The sequence below is a fragment of the Radiobacillus kanasensis genome (genome assembly GCF_021049245.1).
Classification (GTDB): Bacteria; Bacillota; Bacilli; order Bacillales; family Amphibacillaceae; genus Radiobacillus; species Radiobacillus kanasensis.
Genome location: NZ_CP088020.1, coordinates 2398932 through 2418305, shown reverse-complemented (window position 1 = coordinate 2418305; position 19374 = coordinate 2398932). Strand labels below are relative to the sequence as shown.

At 39.0% G+C, this 19374-nt stretch carries 19 protein-coding genes; 13 read left to right on the top strand and 6 right to left on the bottom strand.

Translation table 11 applies throughout. The features are described from left to right. The first annotated feature begins 4 nt into the window (after window positions 1-4). The 3 genes from ytfJ (at window position 5) to KO561_RS12550 (ending at window position 2971) form a co-directional block, all read left to right on the top strand. Window positions 5-514: a GerW family sporulation protein gene (ytfJ, locus tag KO561_RS12560; protein WP_231093621.1), complete on the top strand. Its 510-nt coding sequence runs from the start codon at window positions 5-7 to the stop codon at window positions 512-514. A gap of 132 nt (window positions 515-646) precedes the next feature. Then, on the top strand, window positions 647-1636 hold the full coding sequence (locus tag KO561_RS12555) for a class I SAM-dependent methyltransferase (RefSeq protein WP_231093620.1): 990 nt from the start codon (window positions 647-649) through the stop codon (window positions 1634-1636). A gap of 132 nt (window positions 1637-1768) precedes the next feature. Then, window positions 1769-2971 (top strand): acetate kinase, encoded by a 1203-nt coding sequence (locus KO561_RS12550; protein WP_231093619.1) that lies wholly within the window; start codon window positions 1769-1771, stop codon window positions 2969-2971. Between the two features lie 57 nt (window positions 2972-3028). On the opposite strand, the gene KO561_RS12545 is transcribed toward KO561_RS12550, so the two are convergent. Next, window positions 3029-3466, bottom strand: a complete 438-nt coding sequence (locus tag KO561_RS12545; protein ID WP_231093618.1) for a universal stress protein — start codon at window positions 3464-3466, stop codon at window positions 3029-3031. Window positions 3467-3556: 90 nt separating this feature from the next. Beyond that, on the bottom strand, window positions 3557-4639 hold the full coding sequence (locus KO561_RS12540; protein WP_231093617.1) for a M24 family metallopeptidase: 1083 nt from the start codon (window positions 4637-4639) through the stop codon (window positions 3557-3559). A gap of 285 nt (window positions 4640-4924) precedes the next feature. On the opposite strand from KO561_RS12540, the gene KO561_RS12535 reads away from it, so the two are divergent. From KO561_RS12535 to KO561_RS12505, 7 genes are all read left to right on the top strand, one after another. Next, window positions 4925-5434 (top strand): DUF4178 domain-containing protein, encoded by a 510-nt coding sequence (locus tag KO561_RS12535; protein ID WP_231093616.1) that lies wholly within the window; start codon window positions 4925-4927, stop codon window positions 5432-5434. A 15-nt stretch (window positions 5435-5449) separates the two neighbouring features. Next, window positions 5450-6118, top strand: coding sequence for a PspA/IM30 family protein (locus KO561_RS12530; RefSeq protein WP_231093615.1), 669 nt, complete (start codon window positions 5450-5452; stop codon window positions 6116-6118). Between the two features lie 91 nt (window positions 6119-6209). Beyond that, on the top strand, window positions 6210-6842 hold the full coding sequence (locus KO561_RS12525; protein ID WP_231097153.1) for a DUF4247 domain-containing protein: 633 nt from the start codon (window positions 6210-6212) through the stop codon (window positions 6840-6842). A gap of 15 nt (window positions 6843-6857) precedes the next feature. Beyond that, window positions 6858-7253, top strand: coding sequence for a DUF350 domain-containing protein (locus KO561_RS12520; RefSeq protein WP_231093614.1), 396 nt, complete (start codon window positions 6858-6860; stop codon window positions 7251-7253). 92 nt (window positions 7254-7345) lie between these two features. After that, complete coding sequence (locus KO561_RS12515) at window positions 7346-8896, top strand: polyamine aminopropyltransferase (RefSeq protein ID WP_231093613.1); 1551 nt, start codon at window positions 7346-7348, stop codon at window positions 8894-8896. 45 nt (window positions 8897-8941) lie between these two features. Then, window positions 8942-9622: a metal-dependent hydrolase gene (locus tag KO561_RS12510; RefSeq protein WP_231093612.1), complete on the top strand. Its 681-nt coding sequence runs from the start codon at window positions 8942-8944 to the stop codon at window positions 9620-9622. A 648-nt stretch (window positions 9623-10270) separates the two neighbouring features. Further along, the gene (locus KO561_RS12505; RefSeq protein ID WP_231093611.1) at window positions 10271-11584 is read left to right on the top strand and encodes a DRTGG domain-containing protein; all 1314 of its coding nucleotides are present in this window, start codon (window positions 10271-10273) and stop codon (window positions 11582-11584) included. Window positions 11585-11652: 68 nt separating this feature from the next. Here KO561_RS12505 and KO561_RS12500 read toward each other — a convergent pair whose 3' ends face one another. Continuing rightward, window positions 11653-11952 carry a YtpI family protein gene (locus KO561_RS12500; protein ID WP_231093610.1) on the bottom strand — a complete coding sequence of 100 codons (300 nt, stop codon included), beginning with the start codon at window positions 11950-11952 and terminating at the stop codon, window positions 11653-11655. A gap of 111 nt (window positions 11953-12063) precedes the next feature. Between KO561_RS12500 and KO561_RS12495 the strand changes: the two genes are divergently transcribed. Next, a complete protein-coding gene (locus KO561_RS12495) occupies window positions 12064-13008 on the top strand; it encodes a DHH family phosphoesterase (protein ID WP_231093609.1) in 945 nt (314 codons plus the stop codon). Window positions 13009-13092: 84 nt separating this feature from the next. On the opposite strand, the gene KO561_RS12490 is transcribed toward KO561_RS12495, so the two are convergent. The 3 genes from KO561_RS12490 to KO561_RS12480 all read right to left on the bottom strand — a co-directional run bounded on the left by KO561_RS12490 (window position 13093) and on the right by KO561_RS12480 (window position 14231). Next, on the bottom strand, window positions 13093-13290 hold the full coding sequence (locus KO561_RS12490; RefSeq protein ID WP_231093608.1) for a YtzJ family protein: 198 nt from the start codon (window positions 13288-13290) through the stop codon (window positions 13093-13095). 102 nt (window positions 13291-13392) lie between these two features. Continuing rightward, window positions 13393-13896: a sporulation membrane protein YtrI gene (gene ytrI / locus KO561_RS12485; RefSeq protein ID WP_231093607.1), complete on the bottom strand. Its 504-nt coding sequence runs from the start codon at window positions 13894-13896 to the stop codon at window positions 13393-13395. Continuing rightward, window positions 13896-14231 carry a sporulation membrane protein YtrH gene (locus KO561_RS12480; RefSeq protein WP_231093606.1) on the bottom strand — a complete coding sequence of 112 codons (336 nt, stop codon included), beginning with the start codon at window positions 14229-14231 and terminating at the stop codon, window positions 13896-13898. The genes ytrI and KO561_RS12480 overlap by 1 nt, the downstream gene beginning before the upstream one ends. 163 nt (window positions 14232-14394) lie before the next feature. Here KO561_RS12480 and dnaE point away from each other — a divergent pair, with 163 nt between their 5' ends. Continuing rightward, window positions 14395-17736 (top strand): DNA polymerase III subunit alpha, encoded by a 3342-nt coding sequence (gene dnaE / locus KO561_RS12475; protein WP_231093605.1) that lies wholly within the window; start codon window positions 14395-14397, stop codon window positions 17734-17736. Window positions 17737-18137: 401 nt separating this feature from the next. Next, window positions 18138-19373 (top strand): NADP-dependent malic enzyme, encoded by a 1236-nt coding sequence (locus KO561_RS12470; RefSeq protein ID WP_231093603.1) that lies wholly within the window; start codon window positions 18138-18140, stop codon window positions 19371-19373. Window position 19374: the final 1 nt, after the last annotated feature.

Here is a 19374-nt window from a genome sequence, read left to right as displayed (position 1 = left end):
AAACATGAATGAACATCCAATTGAAGGCTTGATGACGACGGCGATGGAGAATTTGAAGGACATGGTAGACGTAAATACGATCATCGGAGATCCGATTGAGTCTCCGGATGGTAGCGTCATTATTACAGTATCCAAGGTTGGATTTGGCTTTGCAGCAGGTGGAAGTGACTTTTACAGCCAGCAAAGCTTAGGAAGTTCCGATTCCTCTAGCTCTGAAGGACAGCCACTTCCCTTTGGAGGCGGAAGCGGTGGAGGGGTGTCGATTACACCTATTGCTTTTTTAATTGTAAACGGGAACGGTGTACAAATGATTCACCTGGATCAACACACTCATCTATATGAGAGGATGCTAGACCTAGCCCCACAAGCGGCTGAGAAAATCCAAGAAATCCTAAAGGGTTCTCAAAAAGGGGATGAAAAAGGCGAAAGCAAAGGTAAAGATGGTAAGAAAGAGGACAAAAAAGAAAAAAAGGAGTCTGAGGAAAAGCCATCCAATGGCGATGCTAGTATTTAGTTTCGTTATATTAGACAATATTTTTAACTGCCTTCATAATAAAAAGGAGGCAGTTTTTTCTATGCTTTTCTTGTCCATACTAGAATCTAGTGGGAGATATCGAAAACTGCTTAGGGATTGGAGGAACAGTTAATGAACGAACAACATGTAGAGTCGTTTTACTTATGGATAGATGGGGTCGCAGAACAAATCGAACATCAATTGGAGGTCCCATACTTAGAAGCCATTGCAATTGGACTTGAGTTTTATCTAGGTCAAGAGCCAACAGAAGCATTTAGTGAAGTGCTTGAACAGTCACTACATAAAAAAGCTAAAGAATTGCACATAGAGAAATACGAAAAAGAAGAGATACGAAAAGGCTTGCAGCTTGCTATTCTAAAAGGAATGAAGGATGGAGCGCAACAACAGCACCTTGTAACACCGGATACAGTAGCCATTTTTATCGGGTACTTAGTTCAAAAAATGCTAGGATCGAATAAAAAAACGGTTCGAATATTTGATCCAGCTTCCGGAACGGCCAACTTGTTAACCGCAGTCGTGAATCAAATGGGGGAAGTACAGTCCTATGGTAGTGAGGTCGATCCACTACTCATTCGTTTAGCTGTAGCTAGTGCGAACTTACAAGAAATAGGCGTGGAATACTTTCACCAAGATAGCTTAAGTCCGTTCCTTTTAGAACCGGTGAATGTAGTGGTGTCCGATTTACCGGTTGGCTATTATCCGGATGATGTACAAGCAGACCAATATGAGTTAAAAGCGGATCAGGGTCATTCTTATTCGCACCACCTATTTATCGAACAGAGTTTGAAATATACGAAAAAAGGTGGGTATCTGTTTTTTGTTATCCCAAACTTCTTGTTTGAAAGCGATCAAGCAGATAAACTACATAACTTTCTACACAAACATGCTCATGTGATTGGTTTATTACAATTACCAGCTTCCATGTTTAAATCTGAACAAAATGCAAAAAGTATCTTTATACTTCAAAAAAAGGGAGAAGGAACGAAAGCGCCGAAAGAAGCGTTAATTGCGCAACTCCCATCCTTTAAAGATGCCTATGCAACGAATAATATTTTGAAGAAAATTAATCATTGGTTTGAGACGGAAAGATTTGCTGAATAGTTAGAATATAAAAATTTTGTGTCGCAAGCGTTACCATTAAAGGATTGTAATTGCAAACTTAGGCATCGGGTGTTTAAATGGTAGAGGTATTACAGATCGAGGAACATGGAGATCAAGAAAGGATTGAATACATTGAGCAATATTTTAGCAATAAACGCTGGTAGTTCATCATTGAAATTTCAGCTTATTGTGATGCCCGAGGAAAAAGTGCTAACAAAAGGATTAGTGGAACGCATTGGAATTCCTGATTCCGTTTTTACTATAGAAGTAAATGAGGAAAAAGATACGACGGTAACAGATATCGCCGATCACGAAGAAGCTGTCAAAATGTTATTAGACAAGTTAATATCTAACAACGTGATTCAGTCCTTTGATGAAATTGATGCAATTGGCCATCGTGTCGTGCATGGTGGAGAGAAGTTCAGTGATTCCGTATTAATTGATGATACTGTGATTCAGGAAATTGAGGAAGTCTCGGAATTGGCTCCTCTACACAACCCTGCCAACTTGACAGGAATAAGAGCTTTCCGTGAAATTTTACCAAACGTTCCGGCAGTTGCTGTGTTTGATACGGCATTTCATCAAACAATGCCAGAACAAGCTTATTTATATAGCCTTCCTTATGATTACTACAAGAGGTATGGCATTCGAAAGTACGGCTTCCATGGTACATCACATAAATACGTTTCTCAACGAGCGGCTGAATTACTTGGTATGCCGTTGGAGAAGCTACGTTTAATTTCTTGTCATCTAGGTAATGGGGCAAGTATTGCTGCCATTGAAAATGGAAAGTCCATCGATACATCCATGGGATTTACTCCACTTGCTGGTGTTACAATGGGGACAAGATCTGGGAATATTGATCCAGCTCTAATCCCGTACATTATGGACAAAACAGGTAAGAACGCTGCTGAGGTTATGAATGTCTTAAATAAAGAAAGTGGAATGCTTGCTTTATCGGGGTTTTCAAGTGATCTAAGAGACATCACTCAAAAGGCGAAAGATAATGATAAACGTGCAGAGCTTGCACTGGAAGTATTTGCAGAAAGAATTCATAAATATTTAGGTTCTTATGCAGCGAGAATGCATGGAGTAGATGCGATTATCTTCACTGCTGGTGTTGGAGAAAACAGTATTGAAGTAAGAGAAAGAGTGTTAAAAGGGTTAGAGTTTATGGGGGTTTATTGGGATCCTTCCCTTAACCAAATCCGTGGAAAAGAAACATTCTTGAATTATCCACATTCTCCGGTAAAAGTAATTGTTATTCCAACAAATGAAGAAGTCATGATTGCTCGTGACGCTGTCGAAAAAGGACTTAAGGTCGCGCAATATTAAGACGAGAGGAGAACGAAATGGTTCTCCTCTTTGTTTTTTAGCTCCGCTCTTTTTGTATTAGCCACGTACAACGAGCACATCACATTTCGCGTATCGTGTAATGCTCTCTGACACACTTCCAATCAAAAAACGTTCGACTGCATTCAAGCCAGTCGCTCCGCAAATGATTAAGTCTGCGTTACTTTTTACCGCCATTTCTTTCGGTATCTTTACTTTTGGGGAGCCGTAATCCATGAGTGTATCTACATAGCCAACCCCAGCTTCTGTTGCTTTTGATTCATAGTCTTGAAGTAATGTTGTACCATACTCTTCTGCCCGATCGGCTAAGGAATGGTCATAAGCTTCAAGAGTTGTAAAAGTTCTCGTATCGACGATATGAGCAAGTATCATTCTGGCGTGATTACGCTTACAAATTTCAACTGCTTTATGAAATGCGTGTTCAGATGCTTTGGAACCATCAACTGCTACTAAAATACGATTATACTCAAACTTCATAGAAAACACTCCCTTCTTACTTCTATTATACCACCTGTTTCCCTAGGCTGTAGCGGATTTTTAAAAAAAAGGTAAGTCCGAAGACTCACCTTAAACAATTTGCATTTCTTTCGGATAAGTTGTTAGAAGCTCCACTCCATTTTCGGTTACAAAGATTTCATCTTCAATTCGAACGCCACCAATACCAGGAACATAAATGCCTGGTTCAATGGTAAAGCTCATTCCTTTTCTGATTTTTAAAGGGTTGTGACTCGTTAAGGATGGGTATTCATGAACATCAATGCCAATTCCATGCCCAATTCGGTGTGTGAAGTATTCGCCATAGCCATTCGCTTTAATTTGGTCTCGTGCCACTTGGTCTATGGTTCCAATTTCGATACCTTCCTTTACTTGGTCAATTGCATTCTTTTGTGCTGCTAGTACTGTTTCGTAGATCTCCTTTTGCTGCTTATCAACATGTTGATAAGCGACCGTACGAGTAATATCGGAACAATATCCGTTCAAGACAACTCCTAAATCAAATAAGACAAGATCTCCTTTTTTAATTTTTTTCATGCCTGGTGCCCCATGAGGAGATGCTGTTTTGTGGCCGGATAGGACCATGGTTGAAAAAGACATTTCTCTTACACCTTGTCTTTTTAACGCATATTCAATAGATGCTAAAATCTCGAGCTCCGTTTTCCCTTCTGAAATGGCTTCAACCCCAACTTTAACACCATAGTCAGCTAGCTCAGCGGCTTCTTTCAATCGTTTATATTCCTCTGCATCTTTCACCATCCGAATATGATTGAAAAGCTCAGTAGTATCTTTGAATTCGGTTTGGTTGAAGATTTGTGTGAGCTGTTCATAACGTGATACAGGTAATTGTTCTTTTTCGATTCCAATCGAGCTAGGTTTATGATCAAGGTAAGATTCAAGCATCTTCCATGGATTTTCTGTATCCTTATATGTCAACAAGTCTCCATTCCATCCAGCTTGTTTTGCATCTTCTTTTTCCATAGAGGGTAAGATAAGTAAACGATTTCCAGTAGCATCTATGTAAAGGGCAACTAGTCTTTCGTGTGGATCTGTGTAGTAATTAGTATAGTAAAAAATATTCGCTTTGGAGGTTAGGAAAGCTCCTTCTAATCCTCCGAACTTTAGTTCTTGAAATAATCGTTCAACTCTAGTCATGTTATCCTTCCTTTCACGTGCCTAGTTTAGTGTCCAGACCTCAGTACGATAAGTCAACAATGGCTCAGTCCAGCCCGTAAGTCGCTGAACGGACGCTTATGTTTTTCTAAATAGATAGCTATAGTATAACAAACATATTTGGAACTTCTAAGTCGGAACTAACAACAGATGGTAGTATTTGTTATAATATTTTTGATAAATAAATGAAAGAAAATGAAACGAATGGACTATTCATTCGTATTAACTAATTGTAAGGGAAAATTCCCGAGAAATGAGGTGCACCATTTGGGATTGTTCTCCAAATTATTTCAGAAAAAAGAAGAACGACCTGTAGTGAGGGATCGGACGGTTTTATCTTTACAGGTGGGTGATATTGTGGTTTACGATCTAACAGATTATGAAGTAGTAGGTAAAATTACGTATCGCGATCATTCCTACGAATGGATTGCCTATCAACTGTTAGAAGGTCGAAATACCATTTGGTTATCTGCTGAGATGGATGATGAGTTAGAATTAGGTATTTATCATAAGATACCTCTTCAAGTATCTGAACCGTTTCCGAAACAGCTTAGTTATGAAGACAAGACGTACTACTTAGACGAAGAGGGTAATGCTACCGTTGTGGGAGAAGGACGTAGTCGAAACATAAATGGGCGAACGACCCATTACGCGGACTACTACGACGAAGAAGAAGAGCATTACTTAAGCTTGGAGAGCTGGGATAGTGAAGTGGAAGTTAGCTATGGTTATCCAATCGAAGAGTATGAAATTAAAATCATTGCAGGTTCTAATTAAGAAGGAGGAATATAGATGTTTAAATTTTTTAAACGAGTGAGTACAGTAGTGGGTTCAGAATTAAACGCGATGTTAGATAAAGCAGAAGATCCGGTGAAAATGCTAGATCAATTCATGCGTGATATGGAGTCTGATATTCGAGAAGTAGAGAGCTCTGTTGCAAAGCAAATTGCAAATGAAAAGATGTTGAAAAGAAAGTACGAAGACGCATTAGCGATTGTAGAAAAAAGACAGTCTCAAGCAGAAAAAGCAATTGAAGCTGGTAATGAAGATTTAGCAAGAAGAGCGTTAGAAGATAAAAAAGACCATCAGGAGCAAGCAGACTCCTTACAGGCTTCTTGGGAACGCGCAAAGTCCGATGCTAATATGCTTCGTGAAAAACTAGATGAAATGAAAAAAGAATATCAAGAAATGAAATTGAAGAAAGATTCCTTGAAAGCACGTGCGGAAACAGCTAAGACGAAAACAAAAATTAATCGTACGATGTCTTCCATTGGAAATGATGAATCTAAGCGCGGTTTTGAACGAATGGAAGAAAAAGTCATGCAGTTTGAAGCAGAGGCAGAAACAAGCGAAGATTTATCGGCAGCTAGTAAATCGCTTGATGATGAATTTGAAGCAATGGAAGATAGTGGCGTTGATGACGAATTAGCTGCACTGAAAAAGAAATTAGGCAAAGAGTAAGGATGTAAGCAAGAAGAACCCTTGTCGTGCTTCTGACAAGGGTTCTCTCCTATGCCTACTTGATATAGAAAGAAAGGAGGGAGTTGTGGTGATGAAGAAAGGCTTTCTTTTTCTATTGCTTGGACTATGCTTAGCACTCCTAGCTGCTTGTGGTCAACAAATGTCATTTGAAGATTCAGAGCCTCAAGTTTCTGTAGATAATATTCCAGATGAACCATCTGTATCGGAATTAGAAGATCAACTGAAACAGTCCACAACAAATGACATTGAAGCACTTATCTCAAATAACTTTTTCTTATTGGATGTAGTAGATACAGATAACGGAAGTGCAAACATTTACGCAACAAGAAGATTCACAGTTCCGGAAATGGTAGAACTTTTACGAGAAAAAGTGAAACCGGAAGAAATTAGTGATATAAAGAATAATCAGCAAATCTTAGCTTATCCTGATCAGTTCGTTTCCGTGAAGCAAAGTGAAGAAGACTCTAATGTAACAATCATTGAAGTTGCGAATGACGAATTTGTACGAAATCATTATTCACCAAGCTTCTTAAATACATATTTTAGTTATGTTTTATTAAGTAGATTATTAGATGTTGATGATTGGGATAGACGCCGTAGACAATGCCAAGATGGTGGTTGTTATGGTGGCTATACAACTGGTACATCAACAAATCGTGGAATGTCCGGCTACCGTGGTGGTGGACCAGGTTCAGGAAAATAATAAGGAGGGTGTAAAATGGAACCATTTGTTTCAACGTTTGTTTATTTTATTATTTCAGTTGCCATTGTTGTTATTGGTTTAGTTATTTTTGAATGGATTACTACAAAATATAAGGATTGGGAAGAAATTAGCAATGGCAATACAGCTGTAGCGTTATCCATTTCTGGAAAGATTATCGGAATTTGCATTATTTTATCTTTCGCTATTTATAACAGTGTCGCGGTTAGTGAGACGATTATATGGGGTGCTTATGGTGTAGTTCTCCAGATGATTGCTTATTTTATTTTTGAAGGACTAACACGAGGTTTCTCTGTTCAATCGAAATTGAAAGAAAATAATATAGCCGTAGGTGTCATTTCTTTAGGTGTCTCCATCGGTTTAGCTTTCGTTATTGGGGCATCCATTACCTAACAATTGCCACAATTATAATGACTATAAGTCTGGTTCTATAGGGGGCCAGACTTTTCCTATCAGAGCAAATGACGATACAACGGAGTGGTGGAATGGATCATCAAGCAGTTAATCAAAGTAAATTTATTTATTGGGCTTCAGGAATTGTTTCCATCTGTGGAATCGTTTTTGAAGTTCTTTTTGGTGCATTAGGTTCTTATATATTAGGAGATGGTGTCAAACAGTACACGTTAACGATATCATTGTTTTTAACCGGGATGGGAGTCGGAGCAAGTCTTAGTGAAAAGGTACTAAAAAGGCTTATCGTTGCGTTTGTGTACATAGAATTTCTCGTTGCATTAATCGGTGGTTTTTCAAGCTTCGCGATGTTTGGGATTACGGCATTTTCACCAGCAGGCTCAGACGCCGTATTTTTATACTTGATAACGTTCATCGTTGGTGGATTAACCGGGGTTGAATTGCCGATACTTATTCGAAAAGCAAATGAGTTAGGTGTTAGCTTGAATCGGAGTACAGCCCGTGTTCTTTTCTCCGACTATGCTGGTGGATTGATTGGAGGGTTGTTATTTGTTTTTTTTCTACGTCCTTATCTAGGAATGGTCAAAACTGCTTTCTTTGTCGGCCTTATTAATATAACGGTAGCCCTCGTGGTACTTTGGTTATTTCGAAAGGACATCAAGAAGCTTATCCTTCACTTTTCGGTAGGAACCATTATTGTCATACTCTTGCTAGCGGGTTTTATTTTTGGAGAAGAAATGGCCTTTACGTTCGAACAAAAGTTGTACAAGGATCCTATCATTCATTTGGAGGAGAGTAAGTATCAAAAGATTATTTTGACGGAAGATGAAGGGGATGTCCGTCTGTATTTAGATGGTCAGTTGCAGTTAAGCTCTATAGATGAATTCCGTTATCACGAACTTCTTGTCCACCCGACTTTTGCACAGGCGGAGGAACATAAACAAGTGTTGATATTAGGGGGAGGAGATGGGGTCGCTGCGAAAGAGGCGCTAAAATACGAGGACGTGGAATCGATCACGCTTGTTGACTTAGATCCTGCTGTCGTCCAGTTAGCTAAACAGAACCGCTGGCTTTTAGACTTAAATGAAGGGAGTCTAGATAATGAAAAGGTCCAAGTTGTTCATATGGATGCCTTTGAATATTTAGAACAATCCGAGAAGTGGTTTGATGTAATCCTAGTTGATCTTCCCGACCCAAACAATGAAAGTTTAAATAAGTTGTACACGAAGGAGTTTTATTCCTTAGTTCGAAACCATACAAACCCAGGTGGTGCATTTATGGTACAAGCAACAAGTCCCGTGTTTGCGACAGACGTGTATTGGACTATATCCAATACGATTGCGTCGACAGGGGTGCATACGGAAAACTTTCACACCGATGTTCCAAGCTTTGGAAATTGGGGATTTGTATTAGGGAGTCGAAATCCTATTGAGGTAGAGAATTTAACAATTCAAGTTGACACAAGATATTTAACAACAAAAATGCTAGAAGGATTGACTTATTTTGGGAAGGATGAAGATGCTGAAATTATCCAGGCAGACGGAGAAAAAGTAGAGATTCCTGTGAATAGTCTAATTGACCCAATTCTTATTCAATTATATGAAAATGCTTGGAAATACTATTAATTGGGTATAAAGGAAGTAGATCTAATTTTGAAAGGAGAATGGGAAATGAAAGTTTCTTTTCATGGACAATCTGCTGTCCTCATTCAGACAGAAAACCACAAAATTATTATCGACCCTTTTATTACGGGAAACGGAAGCTCAGATCTTGATCCACAAACATTGGAAGTCGATGTGATCTTGTTAACGCATGGGCACAACGATCATGTGGGCGATACGATTGAGATTGCCAAGCGCAATAACGCACTTGTTGTTGCCCCTAACGAATTGGCTGTATATTTTGAGAGTAGAGGACTACAAACACATCCTCTACATATCGGGGGGGCGCATGATTTTGACTTTGGTCGGGTGAAGCTGACGCAAGCCTTTCATGGATCTGCCTTTACAGATGAAGAAGGAAATGTCATTTATGGTGGAATGCCTGCAGGGATCCTGTTCTTCGCAGAAGGAAAAACGATCTATCATGCAGGAGATACTGGATTGTTCTCAGATCTCAAATTAATTGGGGAGCTAAACGATATCGATCTAGCTTTCCTTCCAATAGGAGATAATTTCACGATGGGTCCAGACGACGCACTGATTGCAGCTGAGTGGGTAAAAGCTAAATACGTCGTTCCTGTACATTATAATACGTTTCCGTTAATTGAACAGGATGGCGATGCATTTGCTAGTAAGGTTAAACCAGGGAAAGGAATCGCATTGAAACCAGGAGAATCCATTGATTTATAGATAATTTTCAAGAGTCTGGGACAAATGTGTTTCAATCATCATAATATCCGAACTATGGTTCGAATTTCTTTCATTCGAATTAGTTCGGATTTTTCTTTTAGGGTGCCTTTTGTTATTTTTGTTGCTAATAATATATATGCTGCGAAGTAAAAAAATAGTTAAACAAAAAACCATCGGTTTAATAACTGCTCGATATACACGCGATGTTGATTTCCGCTGCCCGCGGAAAGCGGAGTATTCTGCTGTAGCGGCAGCTAATAGCTTCATCTAAAACGGGCTACGTCGCATTTTCTATCATATATGAATCAAGATCCAACCATTGAAAAGTAACATTCTAAATTTCCTATCTTGTAATCGTTCGTCTAAAGAGTGAAAGTTATGGTTATATCCCAGCTTCTCTACCAAACAGTAAAACAGAATCCACAAAATAGGTGAGACAGCGTATATATAGATAGAAACTGTTATATATTTTTATGGATGAGAAAGTTGAGTGAAAGACGAGTGGAATGATAGTTTGCTAGGAATTCTGTTATGGGACACGATCCTATTTTCGGAATAATAAAAAGATTAAATTGATACAGCCTTCAATCATCTGTATAATACATAACATATAGTTGAATTAGTACAGTTGAAAGATTGGTGAACGATTTGGCAACCAAACATGAACAAATCCTCGAATTTATAGAAACTTTAACCGTTGGAAATAAAATATCCGTGAGACAAATTGCGAAAGAACTTGATGTGAGTGAAGGAACTGCTTATAGAGCAATTAAAGAAGCGGAAAACCAAGGACTTGTAAGTACCATAGAACGAGTCGGGACCATCCGGATTGAAAGAAAGAAAAAAGAAAACTTTGAAAACCTGACATTTGCGGAAATCATTAGCATTGTCGATGGGCAAGTTTTAGGTGGCAGAGAAGGGCTTTATAAAACCCTGAATAAATTTGTTATTGGTGCAATGAAGCTTGATGCAATGATGAGGTACACGGAGAAAGATTCCTTATTAATCATCGGAAACCGAACCGAGGCTCACGAGTTAGCATTAAAAGAGGGAGCGGCGGTACTCATCACCGGTGGCTTCGATACAGATGAACATGTTAAAAAACTTGCGGATGAGAAAAAGCTTCCTATTATGTCCACGAGTTATGATACGTTCACAGTGGCGGCCATGATTAATCGTGCCATCTATGATCAGTTAATAAAGAAGGAAATCGTATTAGTAGAAGATATTTACACATCTTTAGAGGACGCCTATTATGTAACACAAGGTGATTCATTGGAAAAATGGTATAAGTTGAACGAAACGACGAAGCACAGCAGATTCCCCGTTTTAGATGATAATCACCGAGTGATCGGGATGATTACATCTAAGGATGTAATTGATAAAGATCGTACATTAACCGTAGAAAAGGTAATGACGAAGAACCCAATGACGGTTCAAAAGGAAACCTCGTTAGCGTATGCTGCGCACATGATGGTGTGGGAAGGGATCGAAATTATGCCGGTTGTTGATTCTCACCACCGTTTGGCTGGATTGATTTCCAGACAGGATGTGTTAAAGGCATTGCAGCATATTCAGCGTCAGCCGCAAGTAGGGGAGACAATCGAAGATATTGCTACAAGTAGGATTGAGGTCGTTCAAGATGAAACACATGGAACCGTTTATCAAGCCCAAGTTACTCCACAAATGACCAATCAGCTGGGCTCTTTGTCCTATGGCGTTTTTACATCTTTTGTCACCGAGGCTAGTAGTCGATTACTCCGTCAATTCAAAAAAGGGAATCTGGTTGTAGAAAATTTATCGATTTATTTTATTAAACCGGTTCAGTTGGATAGTCGTTTGGATATTAGACCTCGTTTATTGGAAGTGAGCAGAAAGTTTGCGAAAGTGGATGTAGAAGTTTTTAACGAAAAGATATTAGTAGGGAAGGCACTTCTTATGGCACAATTAATTGATCGCTAAGGAGAGCTAGCCTTTTAGCACTAGTTATTCTATAAACATTAAAAGGCCCTTTTTCAAGAGCCTTATCGTCATTCTTCATATGCTTCTAAGGATTGGGCTTGTTCTCGGTAGAAACGAGTTCTCTTTATCCCATCCCAAGCCTGAAGTCCACCGATAACAAGAAATAAGATACCAATGAAAAGGGATAAACGAGTTTCATAAAATAAGTACTGGTTTATTCCAAAGAAGAAAACAAAAATACCTAAGCATATCTTACTTTTAGATTGATAATAATGCTGAAATAAAGGTTCGTTTGTTCGAATGATGGCTACTTTGTAATAGATGTATAATACGAAGGAAAGAACAATTATAATGGGAAATATGACCATATTTATCTACTCCTAACTAATATCAAACTACCTTACCCATTTTAGCGTTTTTTTAAAGCTTTTACTAGAGAAACAAGCGGTATATACTAGAAAAAGGAAACGAGGGATAATATGATAACTTCTATATTAGAAAAAATCAAACAGTATGAAACCATTATCATCCATCGTCACGTGCGTCCAGATCCTGATGCATTTGGTTCACAAAAAGGGTTAGCGGAGATTATTAAAGGAAGTTTTCCAAAGAAAAAGGTGTATTTAGTTGGCGATGAGGATCCATCTTTAAGCTTTTTAGCAGAAATGGATGATATTGAGGATGAAGTTTATCGGGATGCCTTAGTGATTGTCTGTGATACGGCGAATCAAGCTCGAGTTTCCGATCAACGTTATGGGAAAGGAAAAGAAATCATTAAGATTGACCACCATCCAAATGTGGATCCTTACGGAGATATTATATGGGTGGACACAAATGCTAGTTCCACAAGTGAATTAATTTATGAGCTATACCTAGTAGGAAAAGAGAAAGGCTTCGTCTGTACGGCAGAAGCAGCTCGTCTTTTATATGGTGGAATTGTAGGAGATACAGGTCGATTTCTCTTTCCGAGTACGACATCTAAAACGTTCCAGTATGCAGCAGACCTTGTTACATATGATTTTGATCGCTCTACTCTGTATGATGGGATTTATACGACAGCCCAGCATGTCGCCAAGTTCAAGGGGTATATCTTACAGCATATTGAGGTTTCAGAAGCGGGAGTTTGTGCCATTCGAATTGATAAAGATACACTTGAAAAATTCGGCATTTCGGCAATGGAAACTAGTCAGCTAGTAGGTATTTTAGGAGACGTAGAAGGCGTCTTATCCTGGGCGTTTTTCGTGGAGGAAGATGAATTAATTCGGGTTCGCCTCCGTTCCAAGGGTCCCGTTATCAACGAAATCGCAGCGAAATATGATGGAGGAGGACATCCATTAGCATCTGGAGCTTCGATTTATAAATGGGAGGACATGGATCGGGTGCTTGCAGATTTAGAAGAAGCATGTAAAGCTTATCAAAAATAATAAGAGTCAACTTGGCAGCCTGACACTTCGAAGGCTCCAAGTTGTTTTTTTTCCATAAAAAGGACCTTCGAATAAACGGAAGGTCTAATAAGTTTGAGCTGATTTTTCAGGAATGAACCAGCAGCCACTTTCGGTTTGGTCTAAAATGACAGGTAGGTTTCTTTTCGTGATTTCGCGTTGCATAAGGCGAGTGAGTTCATTTGTTTCAACATAAGCTGAGTAACCATTCGTTAACCGATTCATCTGCTCGTCAATTAGACGACGAGTTTGAATAATGAACATATCAGTCACTCCTTTACAAATGATTTCCTACCTTAATTATATGAAAGTGAGTACTTTTTTGCCATTAAATTCAGAAAATTTTATAAAATTGTCACGTTTTCCTTAGTTTTCAAGTTTTAATTCTACTTCTACCTTCACAATGGGGGCAATCGTTAACGTCTTAACCGATACAGAAAACTTCATATCATCAATCGTGTATTGTTTATTTTGGATGGCTGCCTTCAACAAGTTTCCGTTGGAGGCGATACTACTTACTTTTTTACCGAGGACATCACTAATTTGATCTTTTATGTATTGCTTAGCCTGATGCTCTACAAGTCGGTCTAATTTTAATGATTTTTGGTTAATGAGTATGATTTCGATTTCTTGTACAATCATATGTTCCTGGGCTTGTTCATCCAATTCAGATTTTTCCTGAGAAAGAATTTCGATTTCATCCTCTAGCTCGGAAATTCTTTTTTGAAGATTTAAATTATCGATAGCCCATTGCTCATAAAGACGGCCATGCATATATAAGAAAATAATAAAGGCTAAAATTGCACCGACAAAGCACCCTGCTAGAAATCGTTGCCAGCTTGTCTTTTTAAATAAAGGTGGAAAATGCATTAGTCCACACTCTCCTGCGTAAACCATTCAATGATTAATAAAGCAGTCTGAACCCCTGCCATGGCAAATACAATCAGAAGAACTTGCTTCACGATGTCGATGGTAGAGCCCTCGTAAATTCCTCGTTCAAAATTTGAAATGGCGTCAAATGTTCCACCAATAGCAGCTACAATTGCCCAGATTCGTAACCCTCTTGCAATGCGTCTCATAATAGTCATCGGTGGTTCACCAGTAGCAAATGCCCCGATACTACCAATAAATGTTCCACCCAAAATAACGCCTAGCGCAATAAAATAACAATGAATAATGGATGAAATAAATCGTTCTTCCTCCATAGCTGTTCACCCTTTATAAATAGTATGTAACAGAGACATGTGTTGGTTTGTTCCCATTAAAAGCCTTATTCCATTTTATGATACAGGTAGACAAGTTATGTTATTCGTTTCAACAGACTTGCGAATTCGATATAATAGACGTATAGAAAAGGCGGGAGAAAAAATGGATTTTACACATTTGCAGATTCGGACAGGCTACAGTTTAATGAAGAGCACGATATCTATCGATCATCTCGTCCAAGCAGCAATGGAGAAAGGATATTCAGCACTCACCATTACAGATGAAATGGTGTTACATGGAGTTGTACCATTTTATCGTGCTTGTCAAAAGGTTGGTATTAAGCCGATTATAGGAATGGTTGTGTTTGTTCAGCAGGATGAAAAACGAGAGCCTTGCATCCTTCTAGCTAAAAATAATAAAGGATATGAACAGCTCATACAATTAAGTAGTATGCTTCAACTTAATCATCATACGGAGCTTCTTTTTTCCGAGTTAAACTTGTACACAGACCATTTGATTGGAATATTGCCTTGGTCGAACTCGAGCCTACACGGTTTTATTGAAGATGACTTGATGGAAGGTATGCAGGATTATCTAAAGAAATGGACGACGTTATTTCGTGAAGGGAATTTTTACATTGGAATACCGGAAGCGAGAGATGAAATTCTACAGGATATGGAAGTCATCCGTCAGCACTTTACCAAATCGATTGCGTACACCGCAATTCGTGATGTTCGATATGTGAACACGGAAGATGAGGAAGCATATGTTTGCTTGCAAGCGATGAAAGATGGACGGAAATGGCATGCTGATTCTAACCGAGAATCTTCACAGCAACATTTCGCCTCTCATCAAGAAATGATTGACCGATTTCCTGGGAAATGGGCTAAGCTTCTGGAGGAAGCGAATCGAATTGCGGAAGCGTGTAACGTCACCATAGAGTTTGATCAACCGTTACTCCCATCCTATCCGGTTCCCAATGATACTGATGCTTTTACGTTCTTACAAAACATATGTTTTCAAGCGATAGAAACAAGGTATGATCAAAGGTTGCAGGAAGTAAAAGAGCGATTAAATTACGAGCTTTCTGTTATACAAAAAATGAACTTTAGTGACTACTTTCTCATCGTTTGGGATTTTATCAAATATGCAAAAGAAAATGGGATAATGGTTGGCCCAGGAAGAGGATCGGCGGCAGGCTCTCTCGTTGCTTACTTGTTATCGATTACGGATGTCGATCCGTTAGAGCATGATTTATTGTTTGAAAGATTTTTAAACCCAGAGCGAGTAACAATGCCGGATATTGATATCGACTTTTCAGATCATAGGCGGGATGAAGTCATTCAGTATGTACAAGGGAAATACGGCGCTGAGCACGTAGCGCAAATTGCGACATTTGGAACATTTGCGGCAAGGTCCGTGATCCGTGAATTAGGAAAAACAATGAATATGGATGCACAAGATCTCGCCTTTGTGTTAAAGCAGTTACCGAGCTCTTCTGGCAGTTTGATAGATGCCATCCAGCAATCACAAGAGTTAAACGAATACATTCAACGAAACGATTTGTTAAGGAAATTAATCCAAATTGCTCGTAAATTAGAAGGGCTTCCACGTCACGTATCCACTCATGCTGCGGGTGTTTTAATCAGTAAAAGTCCATTGAAGAAGTATGTCCCTTTAATGGCTGGTCATAACGAAATTGCGTTGACTCAATATGCAATGAATGAAGTGCAACAGCTCGGCTTATTAAAAATGGACTTTTTAGGGCTGAGAAATTTGAGTTTAATGGAAAGAATCGTTCAATCGATTCAACGAAATGTCAATTCTAACTTCCGATTAGAAGACATTCCATACCAAGATGATCAAACATTTTCTCTTCTGCAATCCGGTGCAACGAATGGTATTTTTCAATTGGAATCTCAAGGAATGCAACAGGTGCTATCTTCTTTGAAGCCAACGGAATTTGAAGATGTAGTAGCAGTCAATGCTTTATATCGTCCAGGACCGATGGAATACATCCCAACCTATGTAAAACGGAAGCATAAACAAGAGCCTGTCACCTATCCACACCCTGTATTAAAATCGATATTGGAAAAGACCTATGGTGTGTTGGTATATCAGGAACAAATTATGCAAATTGCCCATCAGATGGCTGGATTCCGTTTAGGGCAAGCTGATCTATTAAGAAGAGCAATATCCAAAAAAGACCAGGCTGTCATGCATGAACAGAAGGAATTATTCATAAGGGGGTGTATGGAACAAGGCTACGAGTCTGCTATAGCGGAAGAAATTTTTACTTGGATTGTTCGATTTGCTAATTATGGCTTTAACCGAAGTCACGCCGTTGCTTACAGTGTCATTTCCTATCAACTTGCTTATCTAAAAGCGCATTATCCAGCTTTCTTTATGGCAGAGCTGTTAAGCTCGGTTTCGAATCAACAAGAAAAGGTTCGCGTCTATATAAAAGAAGCTAGTGAACTTGGGATTCCAACTTTGCCACCTTCTATTAATAAAAGTTATGGCAGATTCATCGTAGATAAAGGGAAGCTTCGAGTTGGATTTCTAACCCTTAAAGGAATTGGCCATCAGGTCATCTCAGAAATAATAAAAGGGAGAAAAAACGGTCCGTACAAGCATTTATTTGATTTTTGTATGCGTGTCTCTTTGAAAGTCGTAACTCGCCCGATTATAGAAACCCTAGTAATGTCTGGTGCCTTTGACGAAACGTATGCCAATCGAGCTAGTATGCTCGCAACGATTGATCAAGCCAGAGAACAGGCAGAACTATTTAAAGAGTTTGATGATCAACCCTCCTTTTTTGAAGGGGATGTTCAATTAGATGGTTCATACGTAGAGGTAGAGGATTTCTCGCAAATTAAAAAACTTGAAATGGAAAAAGAAGTGTTAGGTATCTATTTATCGAGTCACCCTTTAACGGAGTATCGTAATCTTTTACGAACGAACGGGTATATTACGTTTCGAAATGCTCGCAAGCTAATTGGTCAAAAACAGTTGCTTGGCTGTGCGATTATACAAGAGGTAAAAACGATTCGAACGAAACGAGGAGAGTCCATGGCATTCGTAACTTTAGGGGATGAAACGGATGAAATGGATGGGGTTGTGTTTCCGGAGTTATATCGAAATATTAGCAAATGGTTGAAGGAAGAATCGATGGTTTTCTTGAAAGGGAAGGTTGAAAAGCGAAATGAAAGGCTACAATGGGTCCTAGAGGAAATCCGTCCTTTTCAGGAAGAAGAACTAACGGTAAAAGTTGAGCAACGGGTATTTTTAAAAATAACGGATCAAAATGATCAAAAAGTACTAGAAAAAATGAGCACAATTGCGGATCAGTATCCCGGTACAGTCCCCATCATTATGTATCATCAACAGAAGAATACATCTTATCAGCTTGCTGGAAAATATAATGTAAAGCTGACCAGGGATTGCATCCAAGCATTAAGCCGTACGTTCGGCAAAGAAAATGTGGTCATTAAACGGTCTTAATAGACGTATTGTTTATAGCATAAGGATTTTGTAATAGTGCGTGTTCAAAAAGGAGGATGAAAAGGACCAAGAAGTTCGAGGCATTGCAGCTTAGAGGAGCGGACTTGCACAGGATGTGCTGACTTCTGCGTTGTGCACAGGACGTGCACGACTTTAGCAGAAAATCCACCTTCCTATAGATACGTGAGCACCGGAGAAGCAAGCTAACGAAGAAAATCGCCGTGTCCTTTTTACCGGAGTTTTTGAACAACCTCTAATAGATAAAAATGGGAAAAAGGATAGAAGTGCATCTACTTTACACTCTTTTTCCATCTGTTATAATATAGTAGTTAAGTGGTCAGACCAATTTTGGAAAAGTCGTACATTTCAATTCTCTGAATGGATAAAGGAGCGGGTTTTAGTTGTCAAATTTAAGAGATGAAGCCTTACATATTCATCGTATAAACAAAGGGAAATTAACCACACAATCCAAAATACCAGTTAAAAATGCCAGAGATTTAAGTTTAGCTTATTCTCCAGGTGTTGCGGAACCTTGTAAAGAAATATATGACCAAAAAGAAGCTGTGTATGAATACACGATGAAAGGCAACATGGTAGCAGTTGTCAGTGATGGTTCAGCCGTATTAGGTCTGGGAAATATCGGCCCAGAAGCAGCACTACCTGTTATGGAAGGGAAGTCCGTTTTATTCAAAAGCTTTGCAGGTGTAGATTCTTTTCCTATTTGTTTAGATACACACGATGTGGATGAAATCGTTCGAACGGTTAAATTGATGGAACCAACATTTGGTGGTGTAAACCTTGAGGATATTGCAGCACCGAACTGTTTTGTCATTGAAGAACGATTAAAAAGAGAAACAAACATACCTATATTTCATGACGATCAACACGGAACCGCTATTGTTACCGTCGCAGGTCTATTAAATGCACTAAAATTAGTAGGAAAAAAATTCTCAGATATTAAAGTCGTAGCCAATGGTGCTGGGGCAGCGGGTATTGCTATTATTAAATTACTTTATAGTTTTGGTGTTAGAGATATGATTATGTGTGATTCAAAAGGCGCTATTTTCGATGGGCGTAAATATGGGATGAACGAAGTCAAGGATGAAGTAGCTAGAATAACGAACAAGGATAAAATCGAAGGTAACCTGGAAGAAGTCATGCAGGGTGCTGACGTCTTTATTGGTGTTTCAGTTGGTGGATTGCTTTCAGAAGATATGGTCCGTAGTATGAACGACGATTCTATTATTTTTGCGATGGCAAATCCTGACCCTGAAATCATGCCGGAAGCTGCAAAAAATGCTGGTGCTCGAGTAATTGGAACAGGTCGTTCTGATTTTCCGAACCAAGTGAATAATGTACTTGCATTTCCTGGTATTTTCAGAGGTGCGTTGGATGTTCGCGCTACCCGAATAAACGAAAAAATGAAGATCGCTGCTGCAGAAGCGATTGCTGCTTTAATTAGTGATCATGAATTAAATGAGGATTATGTTATTCCAGCTCCATTTGACCCAAGAGTTGCTCCTGCTGTTGCGGCAAGTGTGGCAAAAGCGGCTATGGACTCTGGAGTTGCAAGAATCCAAGTAGATCCAGAAGATATCGCTGAAAAGACGAGAAGATTAACTCTAATTGAAGATTAGC

What these genes read in the sequence shown, in the direction of transcription:
- ytfJ (WP_231093621.1), top strand. Translation starts at nt 5, where the DNA reads ATGAATGAACATCCAATTGAAGGCTTGATGACGACGGCGATGGAGAAT.
- KO561_RS12555 (WP_231093620.1), top strand. Translation starts at nt 647, where the DNA reads ATGAACGAACAACATGTAGAGTCGTTTTACTTATGGATAGATGGGGTC.
- KO561_RS12545 (WP_231093618.1), bottom strand. Translation starts at nt 3,466, where the DNA reads ATGAAGTTTGAGTATAATCGTATTTTAGTAGCAGTTGATGGTTCCAAA.
- KO561_RS12540 (WP_231093617.1), bottom strand. Translation starts at nt 4,639, where the DNA reads ATGACTAGAGTTGAACGATTATTTCAAGAACTAAAGTTCGGAGGATTA.
- KO561_RS12530 (WP_231093615.1), top strand. Translation starts at nt 5,450, where the DNA reads ATGTTTAAATTTTTTAAACGAGTGAGTACAGTAGTGGGTTCAGAATTA.
- KO561_RS12525 (WP_231097153.1), top strand. Translation starts at nt 6,210, where the DNA reads ATGAAGAAAGGCTTTCTTTTTCTATTGCTTGGACTATGCTTAGCACTC.
- KO561_RS12520 (WP_231093614.1), top strand. Translation starts at nt 6,858, where the DNA reads ATGGAACCATTTGTTTCAACGTTTGTTTATTTTATTATTTCAGTTGCC.
- KO561_RS12515 (WP_231093613.1), top strand. Translation starts at nt 7,346, where the DNA reads ATGGATCATCAAGCAGTTAATCAAAGTAAATTTATTTATTGGGCTTCA.
- KO561_RS12510 (WP_231093612.1), top strand. Translation starts at nt 8,942, where the DNA reads ATGAAAGTTTCTTTTCATGGACAATCTGCTGTCCTCATTCAGACAGAA.
- KO561_RS12500 (WP_231093610.1), bottom strand. Translation starts at nt 11,952, where the DNA reads ATGGTCATATTTCCCATTATAATTGTTCTTTCCTTCGTATTATACATC.
- KO561_RS12495 (WP_231093609.1), top strand. Translation starts at nt 12,064, where the DNA reads ATGATAACTTCTATATTAGAAAAAATCAAACAGTATGAAACCATTATC.
- KO561_RS12490 (WP_231093608.1), bottom strand. Translation starts at nt 13,290, where the DNA reads ATGTTCATTATTCAAACTCGTCGTCTAATTGACGAGCAGATGAATCGG.
- ytrI (WP_231093607.1), bottom strand. Translation starts at nt 13,896, where the DNA reads ATGCATTTTCCACCTTTATTTAAAAAGACAAGCTGGCAACGATTTCTA.
- KO561_RS12480 (WP_231093606.1), bottom strand. Translation starts at nt 14,231, where the DNA reads ATGGAGGAAGAACGATTTATTTCATCCATTATTCATTGTTATTTTATT.
- dnaE (WP_231093605.1), top strand. Translation starts at nt 14,395, where the DNA reads ATGGATTTTACACATTTGCAGATTCGGACAGGCTACAGTTTAATGAAG.